The organism is Leucobacter coleopterorum, from assembly GCF_011382985.1.
In the GTDB taxonomy this organism is placed as follows: domain Bacteria; phylum Actinomycetota; class Actinomycetes; order Actinomycetales; family Microbacteriaceae; genus Leucobacter; species Leucobacter coleopterorum.
Genome location: NZ_CP049933.1, coordinates 1,925,545 through 1,939,759, shown reverse-complemented (window position 1 = coordinate 1,939,759; position 14,215 = coordinate 1,925,545). Strand labels below are relative to the sequence as shown.

The window sequence follows — 14,215 nt, the reverse complement described above, 5'->3', positions numbered from 1 at the left end:
GCATGACCCATTTTGACCCTTCTCAAATGCGGGTGCTGGCGCTTGATCCCGAGCGCCACGCCCGTATTCTGGGTGCTCCAGGCACCGGAAAAACTGAGGTTCTGGTCGAAACATTTCGGCGGGTGCTGCATCTGCCGGGGTGGGATGAACTCGATGTATTGGCGCTCGCGCCCAATCGATTAGTGGCCTCACAGCTTCGGCCTCTGCTCGAACGCTCGGTTGGTCGCGCGTTCGGCGGTACCCCGGTACGCACCGCGACCTCTTTTGCCTTCGCTCTTCTCAACAGGGCTGCGGCCATAGAGGGCAAAACCGCGCCTCGTCTCCTCACGGGTACCGTGCAAGATGAGACCATTGCGGCGGTGGTAGACGGGCGGTTGGCTGCTGGCGAATTTTCAACCGCGGAACTTGTACCCGAGATTGTGCAGAGCCCTACGTATCGGGCCGAGCTTCGTGAACTATGGAGAGTGCTTGATGACTTTGGGTTGACACCGCAACAGCTAATGACTGAACTCAAGGAAGTTCAGCAAGTGTCGCGGCGCGAAGCTCACACGCGAGCACCAGACGTCGAGCTTGCCAACCGTTGGCTGGAGACACTGAGCATCATTGCCTCGGTGGCAGACCGTTTGGCGGTGGAACGACCAACAGAGTTGAGTTCAAGTGCGTTGTTACGTGAAGCGACGGCGGCTCTGCACGGAATCGCCGTGGCCCAGGGTGCAGGGGCAAAAGACTCGGGTCGGCTGCGAATTCCCAAGCTCATTTTGGTCGACGATGCTCAAGAACTCGGGGAAGGTGAATTGGCGCTGCTCGCGGGGTGCGTACGTGCTGGCAGCGCGGTGTGGGTGTTTGGTGATCCAGATCTGGCGACCGGCACGTTCCAAGGCGAACGTACGCGTGTACTCGCGAGGCTCAACGCCGAACTGGAACGTCGGGGTGCGTTCGCTTCGCCAGCACAACCCGAACAGTGTGGGGTTCTCAGCACGGTGTATCGACACAATTCCGAGCTGCGAGGCTTTGTGGGTGAGCTTGCAGCGCGCGTGGGTGCTGTTGGTGCCGGCGAACAACGCAATGCGATTGCCGCCGAGAGCGTTTCGCCAGATTCTGATCCTGACGCCGTCCAGTTTGTTGTAGCCTCTTCACCCGCGGAGCAAATCGGCATCATTGCGCACCGATTGCGAGCCCGAAAACTCGGGCTGGGCAGGGATGAACCGGTCTCTTGGGCCGAGATGGCGGTCATCTGCCGCACTCGAGGCGAGGCAGGCAGGGTTGCGCGTACACTTGCGAGCCACCAGGTGCCCACAGGAGTCGCAGCGGGTGGGGTGATTCTTCGTGAGCACCAGATTGTGCGTGAACTCATCAGATTGCTGCAGCATGCCCTCGATATCAGCCCCCTTGACCCCCATGAGGTATTGCAGCTTGCTGGTGGCGTCATCGGTGGACTAGACCCCGTTGCAGTGCGACGCCTTCGTGGATCACTATTGCTCCTCGGACGGCAGGGCGTCCACGCCAGTGAAGGCAACGAGCCGCTCGTCGAAGGCTTTGTTGCCGAGGCGTTTACACACCCGGGTGAGCACCCGATCGTTGACAGCGCTGGAGGGCGCGTTCTGCGCAAGCTTGGACGCACCGCTGCGGCGGGCGTTAGAGTGCGAGAGAGCGGAGGAACCGCACGCGAGGTGCTGTGGGCGCTTTGGGAAAAAACGGGACTGGCTGAGCGCTGGCAAGATGACGCGCTTGAAGGGCGTGGGGTCCGTTCTGAAGAGGCTCATAAATCACTTGACGCGGTCATGGGACTCTTCTTCGCTCTGCAGCGTCACGAGGAACAAGACAGCGAGCGGCCGATCCAGCTTCTTCTGAAAGAGTTGCTCGATAGCGCGATTCCTGAGGACTCCCTCGCCCAGCGCGCCGAGCGAGAGGCCATAACCGTCACGACGCCTCAGGGAGCGATTGGGCGGGAATTTCAGATAGTCGTTGTCATCGGTACCCAAGACGGTTCTTGGCCGAATCTGCGCGCACGCGGGTCGTTGCTCGGCGCAGCGACACTTGAGCGGTGGCTGCGCGGCGAAGAAGCCGTCGCACCGTCGCGTAAAGAAACCATCCACGATGAATTGCGCCTGCTCGTGCACAGCTGCTCGCGCACACGCGGTGAACTGCTGGTGTGCGCAATCGCGGATGAGAATCATCACCCGAGCGCATTCTTTCGCTTCGGAGAGCGATGCCTCGTCACTGAGCTGCCGAGCGCCCGGCTCACTTTGAGGGGCGCGACGGCCCAACTGCGGCGAGGGGTGACTGCGGATCCGGGAGATGAATCTTCGCTTCGCTCACTTGTTGCGCTGGCTGCAGAAGGGGTTCCGGGTGCCGCCCCGACGACTGGTATGGGGTATTGCCTGAGAGCACCACCGCACCACTGTATGACCTCGTGGCCGACCCCGAACTGCGTGTGCCGGTAAGCCCGTCTCAGCTTGAGCGAGCTGAGGAATGCCCACTTGACTGGGTGATTTCGAGTCTTGGTGGTGCAGCCGGGAGCGTGCAGGCAAGCCTGGGGACGCTTGTGCATCACGCGCTTGAGACGGCGCAGGGTCCGGATCCCGAGGCTTTATTTGCTGCTGTGGAGAAAGAATGGCACAAGTTACCCTTTGACGCGGAGTGGGAATCAGAGCGTGGCCGGCGTTTGGCTGCCGCGATGACAGCGGGGCTTGCCGACTATCTGAGCGAGTTCGCTGCGTCAGATCGTGAACTCGTTGGCCGCGAGACACTGTTTGAGATCCCGATTGACCGTGCCGTGTTGCGCGGCATGGCTGACCGGCTTGAACGGCGAAGCCAGGCTGACGGATCTGCCGAAGTGACAGTGGTTGATCTCAAGACTGGACGCAACCCACCCAGCAAGGCCGACACCGAGACTCACGCACAGCTACAGGCCTACCAACTCGGCGTGGTGCTGGGGGCGTTTCGGCTGGCGGCGGGTGAAGAACTGCCAGAGGGTACACACAGCGGAGGTGCGAGACTGCTCTATGTGCACCCCGATGCAACCCGTGGCGGCGGTTTTGTTGAACGCGCGCAGGGCCCGCTGTCTGACGAGGCAGCTCAAGAACTATCTGAGCGTGTGGTAAAGGTCTCGCGAGTTATGGCTGCCGGGGAATTCACTGCGAGGGTTGAGCATCACTGTTCGGATCCACACAAACCAGGAAACTGCAGGCTCCACATTGTTCAGGCGGTGAGCCACGCGTGAACGGTATGACTCTAGAACCTCAATCCCCAGTGTTCTCAGCGACTCGGATAGCCGAGATCCTTGCGGTACCTCCGGCCGTACCACTGACACCAACTGCTGAGCAGCGCACGGTCATCGAACATCCGCTTGGCGGTAGCGCTCTCGTGGTTGCCGGCGCTGGTAGCGGAAAAACTGAGACCATGGCCAACCGTGTCGTGTGGCTCGTCGCAAATGGTCTGGTCTCGCCAGATCAGGTGCTTGGGCTCACCTTCACGAGGAAGGCCGCGGGCGAGCTGCGCGAACGTATTTCCTTACGCCTCGCACTTTTTGTATCGCGGCTGCAGGATCAAGCGGAGCGCGAACAATTGAGTGAGATCGAAGCGGCGCACGCGGCGCGGCTGACCGAGTTGCTCGCAGACGGGCTTGAACTGCCCGAGGTCAGCACTTACAACGCGTTTGCAGCTGGGGTGCTGCAGGAGTTTGGGATCGCGGCGGGCGTGGCGCCCGGAGCCGTGATTATCGACGAGGCGACGGCCTGGCGCATCGCCCGCGAAACCGCTCTGCAGAGCACCGACAGTGCACTTGTGCAGAGCGAACTGCGTTTGCCGCAGATTGTGAATCACGTGCTAAACCTCGATCACGCAGTTGCCGACAACCTCACATCGTTTGACCGCGTCGACCAGATCGTCTCCGAGTTCGCGAGGGTGCTTGAACTGCCCTACTCCGAAAAAGAACTGACGGGGGAGCGCAGCGGCAAGGTCTACGCGCCCGTGCGAGACGCGGTTGCGGCGCTGAAAGAAACTCCGCTCATCACGCGCCTCGCACGCGAGTTCGCTGAAGAGAAACAGCGCCGCGGCGTGCTTGAGTTCTCTGATCAGCTGGCATTAGCTACTCGTGCGATTGAAAGGTCGCGTGACGCGATCTCCATTCTGCGGCAGCGTCACCGCGTGATCTTGCTCGACGAGGTGCAAGACACCTCGGTCGGGCAGACGCGCTTCCTTTCGCGCATATTCGCGGGCCGCTCAGTCATGGCGGTCGGCGATCCACACCAGTCAATCTATGGGTGGCGAGGTGCATCGGCCGAGGGGCTGCAGTCTTTCCACGCCGATTTTCGGGGGCGGGGAGAAACAGCGACACCTCCCGCCACGCTTACGCTCTCGACCAGCTGGAGAAACCCTGGCAGGGTGCTCGACGTCGCGAACGTTATTGCGGCCCCCTCGCGGACGAGGCGGCCGTGGCTGTGCCAAAGCTCGCACCCCGGCCGGGCGCGGAGCAGGGCAGCGTCGAATGGGTATTCCCCGAGACCGTGCATGAAGAACGATACGCCGTGGCAACCTGGATGCGTGATGCCAGGGAAGCGCACCTCGCGCGCCACGGCGAACTGCCGAGTGCAGCCGTGATTTTTCGGAAACGCAGCGCCATGGCTGGGTTTGCTGCCGCACTGACGCAACTTGGCGTACCAAACAGAATTGTTGGATTGGGGGGCCTGCTCTCGACCCCCGAAGTGACTGACGTTGTCAGTGTGCTGCGTTGCCTCTGGTACGCAGACGCAAACGCCGAGCTCATACGGGTACTTTCAGGCCCGCGGTTTCGAATTGGCGCGGCCGACATTGCTGGCCTCGGCAAAACAGCGCGTTGGTTTGCCTCCAGGGATGTGGCTCAGCAGCCGCTGAGCCCCGAAACGCTAGCGGCTGATAGCGTGCTGCCCGATCCTGACCGCGAATTCACCCTGGTCGATGCTCTCGACCAACTCGCCACGATGCGGGATCTCAGCCATGTTGCGTTGAAACACATCAGCCCAGTAGGACGCGAGCGAATGCGCGAGGCCGGGCGAATGCTGGCGGCGCTTCGGCAGGGCGTCGGTGGCAGCATCAGTGAGCTCATCAATGCGACCGTGCAGGCGTTGCGCCTCGATATCGAACTCGCGGCGAACGAAGCTCGACAGTACGCTGCCGACGCCGACGCCTACGCCAACCTTGACGTGTTCACCGACCTCGTAGACGGATACCTGGCGATCGACACCCGCGGCACACTGGCCTCTCTGCTCGAATGGATTGAGCGTGCAACAAGCGCTGACGAGACTGCGGAACACGTTGCCGCTCCGGCACCAGGCACGGTTCACTTGATTACGGCACACGGGTCCAAAGGGCTCGAGTGGGATCTTGTGGCTGTGCCGCGCCTGGTGGCAGGAGAGTTTCCGGGGCAGGCGCGCGCTGGTGCCGGGTGGTTGCGAACGGGCGAAATTCCCGATGAGCTTCGTGGGGACGCTGCTGCGAGGCCCGCGCTGAACTGGCGAATTTCTGAGACTCAGCAGGAACTTCGCGACAGGATCGCGGAGTACCGTGAGGCATTGAAGGATCGTCATGCTGAGGAAGAGCGTCGCCTTGCCTACGTCGCAGTGACCCGCTCAGCCGATCGGCTGCTGCTCAGCGGCTCGTTCTGGGGTGGGCAGACAAAAGCCAGACCACCGTCTCAGTTTTTGACTGAACTCAATGAGGCGGGGCTGCTCGGAGAAGGCCTACTCGGGGCACAGCTTCCGGGCGAGAGTGACCACGAGAGTGACCCGAGTGACCTCGCCGAGATGACGCTGCAGTGGCCACTGGATCCGTTGGGAGCCCGAGCCGGTGCTGTGTTGCGGGCCGCAGAAGCCGTGCGTGAAGCTCTCGCGAACCGGAGCAGCGGTTCCAGCGACGACGATGAGGTCGATGACGTCGTGCGGCTCTTGCTTGCAGAACGTCGATTTGCCCTGCAAGAAGCTGCCGGTCTCCCAGCATCGGTGAGGCTCCCCGACCGCATCACCGCTTCCACCTTCCACGAGTTTGTGGAAGATCCCGCTGTTGCTGAGCGCAAACGTCTGCGCCCCGTTCCGCAGCGCCCCTATCGACGCACACGAATCGGCAACCGCTTTCACGAGTGGGTCGAACGCCGAGCCACAACCGCGCTTGGTACAGCACTCCCACTTGCCTGTTTCGAAGAGGCGGACTTTGCGGAGCTCGATACCGAGGGTGAACTGCAACCCCTGATCGAGCAATTCGAGCGTTCTCGTTGGGCACAACTACGACCGATTGCCGTTGAGCAAGAGGTCACCCTCCCATTCGCCGGTCGTAGCCTGGTGTGCAAGCTTGACGCAGTGTACTTGCTGGATGGTGAAGGTTCGGCCAAGGCAGCGGAACGCCGCTACGAGATTGTCGACTGGAAATCGGGCAAATCACCTCGCAACGACGATGAGCGGCGAAGCCGGTTCTTTCAACTTGACCTCTATCGACACGCATATGCTCAGTGGGCCGAAGTTGATCCCGCACTGATCGACGTGTCGCTGTTTTACGTTGCCGAAGGGGTGGAACTTCGCGGAGACGAACCGCGCAGCCTCGAAGAGCTTGAACAAATCTGGTTGCAGGCGGCAGATAAACTCAGCGGCTAGTAGAGCTGGGCGGCTCGGGTAGATCGTCGTCAATTGGCTCAGTAAGTTGCTCATCGCCATCTGCGGGGATTCCGGCTGATCAGCGGGTGACTCTTGCAGCGGCTCGATGAAATCAGTGTCCATGCCGAACATGCGATCCTCATCGAGGGCCTCGTATGCTGCGGTGTCTGAGAGTAGATCGTTTACCTCGGGGGTTTCGTCGAGGAGGTTCGTGACATCGTCCTCGCTGAGGGGTGCCTGCTCGTGAGCGGGTCCGAGTCTTTCGCCGAATACTCCGATGGTGTCCACGAGCCTGTCGAGCATCCCTACTGCGTCGTTCACGATCGTGTCGTCGTGGGTGTCGATGCCGTGGAACAACCAGCGCGCGATTTCCAATTCGGCATACAGGGCCGCCCGAACGCGAATATGGGGATTGAGCTTGAGGTGTGCAGCTTCGCGTAGCGGGCGAGAACTCCGTCAAGCACCTCGGATCCTGCGTTCAATAGCCATGCCATGTCGCTCGCGGGGTCCCCGACAGAAAGCTCAGACCAGCCGACAACCCCGGTAATCTGGTCGGAAGAAATTCGTAGGTGATCCGCGTCAAGAGAACCGTGCACCATGGTCGGAGCAAAGTCCCACAGCTCGCTGGTCTCAACGACGTGTTTCCAACGGTCCAACACGGTCTGAGGCAGCAACCGAGTGGCTTCAGCCCTGTCAATGACGCGTGTCGCCTGCAGCCTGAGATCCTGCGCTGATCGAACCGGCAGTCCGCCCTGCTGAGCTACGTTCAAGGGCAGGCCGTGGATCGCGGCGAGCATCTCCGCGATCGGCTGGAGCAGCAAGGAATCCTCTTTCAAGTGGTCTACCTCAAACTGATCGCCGCCGATAAAGGTGGTGACAACAGCGCGTGTGTCGCCGGCCCTGGTCATTCCGAGCGTTTCAGGGACTTCAAACGGAAGAACCGCCCGCGATCCTTCGTTCAGCGAGGCGAGTCCTAATAACTCGGCTGACTGCCTCACCTCAGCAAGTTCGGTACGTGGCACCCTCACTAGAAACTCGTCAATACCATTGGTGATTACGGCAGAACGGAATGCCTCACCCTGCTCATCCAAACTCACTCCGAGTACCACCAGGTCGGGGACCGCAGAGGTCGCGAGCGCGGCTAGAGTAAAAGGAATGCTGGCCATGTAGATCAGCGTAGGCACAGGCATGACGACGGCAGGTGCGCCACGCGCAGCAATGCACACTCTGCAGCGTTTTCACACGGCCAGAGTACGAAGTAACACCGAGGGAGAAATTATGGGGCTGACGCAGCCGCCGTTTGCAACGGGTTTGCTTGACCGGGATGCCGCTACACGAACGACCCCGGAACAGCTGCAAGACGCATGGGCAGATCCCGAGGCCATGGTGCTGCGATTGCGGGGAAACGAAGTCCCGATTGTGCGTGACTCCGACGAACAATTGCGGCTCGCTTGGGTTCGCTCTCGTGGCACCTTTACAACCGCGATTTCTGAGCGAAGTGTTGGGGCTGTCTTTCTCGGAAGGATCGATGCGGCTCCCGTGTTCGCCGTGGCTGAGCAGACTTGGGAGACTCTCAATGGCGTCGAAGGGGACGAATGTCGGGCTAGCGAAACCTGGCGGCACCCGTTCGAAATTGGCAGTGAACTCGCTGAAGTCGAGTGCGAAGCGATCGCAGTTGCCTCGGCGCTTCTGCACTGGCATGAGGCGGAGGAGTTTTCGCCGCGTGACGGAGTAGCTACTACCCCCGAGTTGGGTGGGTGGGCCCGCCGCGAGGCACGAGGGGGAGAACTCTTTCCCCGCACCGATCCAGCCGTCATCGTGTTGATTGAACACGAGGGCAAAGTGCTCCTTGGATCGAATGCGCTCTGGGAATCCGGCCGTTTTTCGTTGCTCGCGGGGTTTGTGGAAGCAGGAGAATCACTCGAGCAGACAGTCTTGCGTGAGGTATACGAGGAGGCAGGTGTTCGTCTTGAGAACGTCACCTTTGTTGCGTCTCAACCGTGGCCGTTTCCGCGGTCGCTGATGGTAGGGTTTCGCGCGCAACTCAAGGCGGGATCTGATCCGGAGGACTTGCGACCGGACGCTGAAGAGATCTCTGAACTGCGCTGGTTCAGTCGCGAGGAACTGAGGCACCCTGCTCCCGGGATTCGGCTCCCGATGCCGATGTCGATCGCTCGCTGGATGATTGATCGTTGGATCGATGAGGAGATCGAGGGTGTCTGACGGTCTCGAAGAGATACTGAGTGCACTGGATCCGGAGCAGCGTGAGATTGCGGAGGCCCTTCGAGGTCCCGTGTCGGTGCTCGCAGGTGCTGGAACCGGCAAGACCCGTGCAATTACACACCGGATTGCCTATGGGGTGCGAAGCGGGGTGTATGATCCTGCGCGAGTGCTCGCCGTAACATTTACGCGTAAGGCCGCCGGGGAACTGCAGGGGCGTCTGCGAGCGTTGGGTGCGGAGGGCGTGCGCGCGCAAACCTTTCACGGGGCGGCGCTAGCACAACTGAGTCACTTCTGGCCCGAACAAGTCGGTGGGCCGGCTCCTCAGATTCTTTCTGGAAAGGTCTCTGCCGTTTCCCAGGTGGTTGAGTCTCTGGGTAAACACGCGAGCGGAGAAGCTCTGAGAGATATTGCTTCGGAGATTGAGTGGCGTAAAACCTCGATGATGAGTATTGACGGTTACGAATCGGTGATTGAAGACCGACCGATTCCGCAAGGATTTACCGCTGAGCAGGTGCTCGATGTGCAACGCGGATACGCGACGCTTCTCGAGCAGCGTCGACAGATTGATTTTGAGGATGTGTTGGTGTTGCTCGCTGGCATGCTCGAAACCGAGCCGCGAGTTGCCTATCAGGTGCGTGAGCAGTATCGTTTTTTTACCGTTGACGAGTTTCAAGACGTGTCTCCACTGCAGCACGCGCTTCTGAAACTGTGGCTGGGAACCCGCGATGACGTGTGTGTTGTGGGAGACGCGAGCCAGACGATTTATTCATTCGCTGGTGCATCTAGCTCTTACCTGCTTCGTTTTGGCGTTGAGTTTCCTAATGCTCGGGAGATTCGGCTTGAGCGAAACTACCGCTCGACCGAACCGATTGTGCGTGTCGCAAACAAGCTGATGCGTGACCGCCCGGGCGCTCTGACGCTGCGTGCCTCTCGCCCGAACCTCACAAGCAGTGTGCCCCTGATCAACAGTTCCGAACCCGCTGTGGGCGAGACAGTTTTTCCGACCTTTGAGTGGTTTGCGAGTGAGCATGACGAGGCGATCGCGGTCGCCGGATCCGTGGCAGCTGCGATTGCCTCGGGAACTCCCGCGTCCGAAATTGCCGTGCTGTACCGCACGAACGCCCAGTCTGCCCAGTTTGAAGAGGCGCTGCGGCAGCGTTGCATAAGTGTTCGCGTCCACGGCGCGCAGCGGTTTTTTGACCGGGCTGATGTGCGAAAGGCAGTCATGCTCGTTCGCGGCGAAGCTAAGGTGAACGACTCTAGGCCGCTTTTTCAAATTGTGAGCGATGTTCTCCGTTCGAGTGGTTGGAATTCGAAGCCGCCCGAGAGCGCAGCGCAGCGCGAAAGCTGGGAGGCGCTCAACGCACTGCTCTCACTTGTTGACGAGATGCCTCCAGGCACCGGAATGCGCGAGTTTAGTGAGGAACTCTTGGCGCGGCAGCGGGCACAGCATGAACCCACCCTTGAAGCCGTGACACTGAGCGCCATTCACGCTGCCAAGGGGTTGGAATGGTCGATGGTGCATGTCGCTGGCATGAGCGAAGGAGTGCTTCCTATTGCACACGCAGTTGATGAGGCAGGCATCTCTGAAGAGCGTCGCCTGTGTTACGTTGCCTTCACCCGAGCCCGTGACGTGCTCCGGCTCTCGGGAGTGGCGGGGACAACACGGGCAAGCCGCACTCCATCACGGTTTATTACGGAGGCTGGGATAACGGGTTGAGCGCGTTGCACGCGCACTCAGGGTGAGGATTTACTCGACGGATGCGAGCGGCACCGGATACCACACCGGCAGTAATCGGAATGTCAATCTGTGTGAAATGCACGGTAACGTCTTGATCTCTCCAGCCTCGAATGAGCACCGCGGCCCAGGCCGCCGCCATGTGCGCGCCCGCTTCCGTCTCGCTGGCCGGTGCTTTCCCGTACAACTGTGCGGCAAGCATCGGAAGTGACGGATCTGCATCAATCAGGGTGAGCGTGACACAGGTGTGACATGGATTGCCCCCGGCGCGAATGAGGGGGCCAACAACGATGCCCCGATCGCTGAACCGTACGGGAAGGTGGGGGCACTCCTCAATGAGCCATTTTTGGGCTCTTTCAAGCGGTTCTAAGAATCGCTCCACCAGAACAACGAGGTCTGTTGACCTTACGGTGTTGCCTCGAATCGAAGCATCACTCTCTGCTGGGCTTTTGCTCTCGAGTGTGCAGAGCTTTGTTGCGAGCAGCGCATCGCGAAACCCGATAACCTCCCGGCCGTCATCAGATAGAAGCGTTCGCAGGGTTGTTCCCCTGGAGGATGTAGTGATCGGCGTGTTAGTAGAACGCAGTACCGGTGCCAAGTCAGCGACTAGAGTATGCGCCTCGCGCGGGGTTACGCCGGCCCTTCTTGCTTCGGCAACAACTTTGTTTGTATCGACGCCCCGCATCAATGAAGCAATAAATCTCTGCTGACCCGCTGATGGATGATGGACTCGCGCTTCGGCACGTTCGAAGCCGAAGCGAAGGGTGTCAAGGTCTTCCCACGCCATCGGGAAGTCAGTATCAATTTTGGCGAATGCGGAAGTCATACCTTGAAGTCTGGCCCCGTCAGAGTGCCCCTTGGCGGTTTTCCACAGTGAAGTGACGAGTTCCATTGAATGACGCCCAAAATGATTGCTGTGGAGGAGTCAAATCCCTACTTCTCAGAGTCGGACTGATCCTCGCCGTCACTTGAGTCCCCGTTATCCGCCTCCTTGTCATGAGGGGGAAGTGTGCCGTCAAGCAACTGGGCAAGTGCGGCGTCGAAGTCGTCGGCTTCGCTGTCTGGTGACGCACCTGCAAGACCCAATCGCTCCAACAATCGTGCCGGGTGATCGAGCTCTTCCATCGTTGGTAGGAGATCGGGATGAGCCCACAGGCCGTCACGTATCTCGGGCGTCCCACGCTCTCCGACAAGCCGCCACAGAGCGGCGGCATCACGTAGACGTCGCGGTCGAAGTTCAAGGCCAATAAGGGCGCTAAACGCATGCTCTGCCGGACCACCGGTTGCGCGACGTCGCCGCACCATCTCTGCGATCGCATCGGCCCCGGGGATTCGCATCGCGGCGTTTGCAGTGACCACGTCGACCCATCCTTCGATCAGCGCGAGCATCGTTTCGAGTCTGGCGTGGGCCGCCTCTTGCGCGGGACTCTTGGGCGGAATGAGAGCGCCGTTTGAGAGCAGCTCCTGAAGCTGATCGGGCTGAGAGGGATCTATCTCGCGTGCGACCTCTTCGATGCGATCGGTGTCGATGCTGATGCCACGGGCGTAATCCGTAATCGCAGAAAGTAGATGAAGCCGTAGCCACTTGGAGTGACGGAATAGGCGAGCGTGCGCAAGTTCACGCACCGCGAGATATAGGGTGACCGCCTCCGTGTCTTGATCAAGTCCCTCTGCAAAGGCTGCAACACCACTTGGGAGGAGAGCTCCGCCCTCTCTGCCTGGGCCGGAGAGGAGCGGAATTCCGATGTCTCCCGCCGAAACAACCTCACCTGAGAGCTTGCCAATAATGGTTCCGAGTTGCACAGCAAACAGTGCCCCACCAACACTTCGAAGCATTGGAGCGGCCCCCTGCAATGCTGAGCTGAGCTCTTCAGGCATTTGCGATTGAAGTGCTTCCATGAGTGCCTGGGTTACTGATTCTGCGACGGGCTCCGCCAGACTGATCCAGGTGTCAACTGACTGCTGCACCCACTCAATGCGCGAGAGGGCCCGTGGTGCATCGGGAGTTGCACCGATTTCGGTGACCTCGTCGAGCCAGAGTGTGGCCACGGGAAAGGCCCGTAACGCAGGGCAGGATCGCCGGCGGCGCTTCCGTCGCTTGCAACCTCTATTGCTGTGCGTCGCGCTGCTGACCAGTCGATGCCGTCGGTCGGCTGCTGCATGGCTCCGCGCAGAGTGTTGAATAACCCCTGCATGGTGGCGGGATCTGCCGGAATTCCAGCTGCCTTCGCGAACTGCTCGGGGCTAAACGATTCGTTCGGCTCTCCATTGCCGGAGAGCATGTCGCGCAGAATCTTCTGCAGATCCTCGAAGTCGTTGTTTTCGTTCTGGTCGCTGGCGTCGTTCTGATCGTTCGCGCTCATTCAGCTCTCCTCAAAATGCTCAGTATCAACGCTACGGCAACACACTCGAATCCGCCTGCTAGATTGACCCGGGCGGCAGCAAAACTGTTGCGCCGACTGCGAACACGATCCAAACCCGCATGAAAAGAGGAACGGCATGTACGACGAGCGGCATGAACGGCGCAAGATGCGGGTGTTGCTCGGGATCGCGACACTAGCCTCATTAACCGTTCTTGCTGCGGTGATTCCCTCGCCGTATGCCATTGAGCGGCCCGGGCCCGTTGTTGACACTCTCGGTGATGTCAAAATCAAAGACGAAACGATGCCGGTTATCAGCATTTCGGATGCGAAGACTTACCCGACATCTGGTGAACTCAACCTGCTCACGGTAACCATTGTTGGTGGGCCTGAGCATCCGGCGAGTTGGCTTTCGTTAATACCGGCGCTGGTCGATCCATCTCAGAGAGTCGCGCCGCGATCCGAGTTTTTCCCTGAAGGGGAGAGCGAAAAAGACCGTGAGGCCGCAAACACGGTGCTTATGGACAGCTCGCAGATGCAGGCGGCAGCAGCGGCCTTCCGGCAATTGAAGCAACCGGTATCTGTGCATCTCGATGTTGCCGGAGTCTCTGAGAACGGACCTGCTGAGGGGATACTCCGCAAAGGTGACCGTCTTGTTGAAGTGAACGGCAAGCGCATCGCTGATTTTGTGGATCTGCGTCAATCAATCGTTTCTGCCGGAGCAGATAACCCCCTGAGCATTGTCATTGAACGCGACGGAGAAAAGCAGACGGTTTCGGTGACACCGCGGATACCGGACGGGGGAGATGAGCCCATGATCGGGGCTGTGCTCTCAACCAGTTACACCCTGCCGGCCAAAGTAGATATCAGTCTGTCTCAGATTGGCGGCCCAAGTGCAGGAATGATCTTTGCACTGGGGATTTACGACCAGCTCACCCCGAACCGCTGCTTGACGGCCTCACCGTAAGCGGCACGGGAACGATTACCGACTCCGGTGAGGTGGGCGCAATTGGCGGGTTGACTCAAAAGATGTGGGCGGCTGCTCGAGCCAAGAGTGATCTGTTTATTATGCCGATGGAAAACTGCCAGGAGCTACCGTCGCAGATCCCGTCAGATATGACCGTTGCGCCGGTGAATAACCTTGATGAAGCTATCGACGCAATTGAAACGGTCACCGCGGGAGGGAAACCTGCCGGGATAGAACGGTGTGAGACTCCCTAGATTTTCATTTCTCGGTGTCGTTGTCAGGGGCGAGCGATACAGTAGTTCAA

At 59.9% G+C, this 14,215-nt stretch carries 11 protein-coding genes; 8 read left to right on the top strand and 3 right to left on the bottom strand.

The window, feature by feature from the left end; genetic code table 11:
- Positions 1 to 2 precede the first annotated feature (2 nt).
- Genes G7066_RS09100 through G7066_RS16120 form a run of 4 tightly spaced genes read left to right on the top strand, consistent with a single transcriptional unit; the run spans position 3 to position 6,623 of the window.
- Positions 3 to 2,444: a UvrD-helicase domain-containing protein gene (locus G7066_RS09100; RefSeq protein WP_166330596.1), complete on the top strand. Its 2,442-nt coding sequence runs from the start codon at positions 3 to 5 to the stop codon at positions 2,442 to 2,444.
- Positions 2,414 to 3,223, top strand: a complete 810-nt coding sequence (locus G7066_RS09095; protein WP_166330594.1) for a RecB family exonuclease — start codon at positions 2,414 to 2,416, stop codon at positions 3,221 to 3,223. The genes G7066_RS09100 and G7066_RS09095 overlap by 31 nt, the downstream gene beginning before the upstream one ends.
- 5 nt (positions 3,224 to 3,228) lie before the next feature.
- Positions 3,229 to 4,602: a UvrD-helicase domain-containing protein gene (locus G7066_RS16125; protein ID WP_244302863.1), complete on the top strand. Its 1,374-nt coding sequence runs from the start codon at positions 3,229 to 3,231 to the stop codon at positions 4,600 to 4,602.
- On the top strand, positions 4,542 to 6,623 hold the full coding sequence (locus G7066_RS16120; protein WP_244303390.1) for a 3'-5' exonuclease: 2,082 nt from the start codon (positions 4,542 to 4,544) through the stop codon (positions 6,621 to 6,623). Before G7066_RS16125 ends, G7066_RS16120 begins: the two co-directional genes overlap by 61 nt.
- A gap of 317 nt (positions 6,624 to 6,940) precedes the next feature.
- Here the strand turns inward: G7066_RS16120 and G7066_RS09085 are convergent, their stop codons facing one another.
- Positions 6,941 to 7,789, bottom strand: coding sequence for a phosphotransferase (locus G7066_RS09085; RefSeq protein WP_244302862.1), 849 nt, complete (start codon positions 7,787 to 7,789; stop codon positions 6,941 to 6,943).
- Between the two features lie 112 nt (positions 7,790 to 7,901).
- Here G7066_RS09085 and nudC point away from each other — a divergent pair, with 112 nt between their 5' ends.
- Together nudC and G7066_RS09075 are read left to right on the top strand one after the other, a co-directional pair.
- Positions 7,902 to 8,846 (top strand): NAD(+) diphosphatase, encoded by a 945-nt coding sequence (gene nudC, locus G7066_RS09080; protein ID WP_166330592.1) that lies wholly within the window; start codon positions 7,902 to 7,904, stop codon positions 8,844 to 8,846.
- Entirely contained in the window at positions 8,839 to 10,566 is a 1,728-nt protein-coding gene (locus G7066_RS09075) for an ATP-dependent helicase (RefSeq protein WP_166330590.1), read from the top strand. The genes nudC and G7066_RS09075 overlap by 8 nt, the downstream gene beginning before the upstream one ends.
- Here G7066_RS09075 and G7066_RS09070 read toward each other — a convergent pair.
- Both G7066_RS09070 and G7066_RS09065 read right to left on the bottom strand, forming a co-directional pair.
- Positions 10,541 to 11,410, bottom strand: a complete 870-nt coding sequence (locus G7066_RS09070) for a hypothetical protein (RefSeq protein ID WP_166330588.1) — start codon at positions 11,408 to 11,410, stop codon at positions 10,541 to 10,543. The genes G7066_RS09075 and G7066_RS09070 overlap by 26 nt on opposite strands.
- 107 nt (positions 11,411 to 11,517) lie before the next feature.
- Positions 11,518 to 12,633 carry a zinc-dependent metalloprotease gene (locus G7066_RS09065; protein ID WP_244302861.1) on the bottom strand — a complete coding sequence of 372 codons (1,116 nt, stop codon included), beginning with the start codon at positions 12,631 to 12,633 and terminating at the stop codon, positions 11,518 to 11,520.
- Positions 12,634 to 13,083: 450 nt separating this feature from the next.
- Here G7066_RS09065 and G7066_RS09060 point away from each other — a divergent pair, with 450 nt between their 5' ends.
- Both G7066_RS09060 and G7066_RS17900 read left to right on the top strand, forming a co-directional pair.
- On the top strand, positions 13,084 to 13,911 hold the full coding sequence (locus tag G7066_RS09060) for a YlbL family protein (RefSeq protein ID WP_166330586.1): 828 nt from the start codon (positions 13,084 to 13,086) through the stop codon (positions 13,909 to 13,911).
- Between the two features lie 32 nt (positions 13,912 to 13,943).
- Positions 13,944 to 14,165, top strand: coding sequence for a S16 family serine protease (locus G7066_RS17900; RefSeq protein WP_166330584.1), 222 nt, complete (start codon positions 13,944 to 13,946; stop codon positions 14,163 to 14,165).
- Positions 14,166 to 14,215: the final 50 nt, after the last annotated feature.

Bases quoted from the DNA above. Each gene is read 5' to 3' on its own strand.
- G7066_RS09100 (WP_166330596.1), top strand. From the start codon at position 3: ATGACCCATTTTGACCCTTCTCAAATGCGGGTGCTGGCGCTTGATCCC.
- G7066_RS16125 (WP_244302863.1), top strand. From the start codon at position 3,229: ATGACTCTAGAACCTCAATCCCCAGTGTTCTCAGCGACTCGGATAGCC.
- G7066_RS16120 (WP_244303390.1), top strand. From the start codon at position 4,542: ATGCGTGATGCCAGGGAAGCGCACCTCGCGCGCCACGGCGAACTGCCG.
- G7066_RS09085 (WP_244302862.1), bottom strand. From the start codon at position 7,789: ATGGCCAGCATTCCTTTTACTCTAGCCGCGCTCGCGACCTCTGCGGTC.
- nudC (WP_166330592.1), top strand. From the start codon at position 7,902: ATGGGGCTGACGCAGCCGCCGTTTGCAACGGGTTTGCTTGACCGGGAT.
- G7066_RS09070 (WP_166330588.1), bottom strand. From the start codon at position 11,410: ATGACTTCCGCATTCGCCAAAATTGATACTGACTTCCCGATGGCGTGG.
- G7066_RS09060 (WP_166330586.1), top strand. From the start codon at position 13,084: ATGTACGACGAGCGGCATGAACGGCGCAAGATGCGGGTGTTGCTCGGG.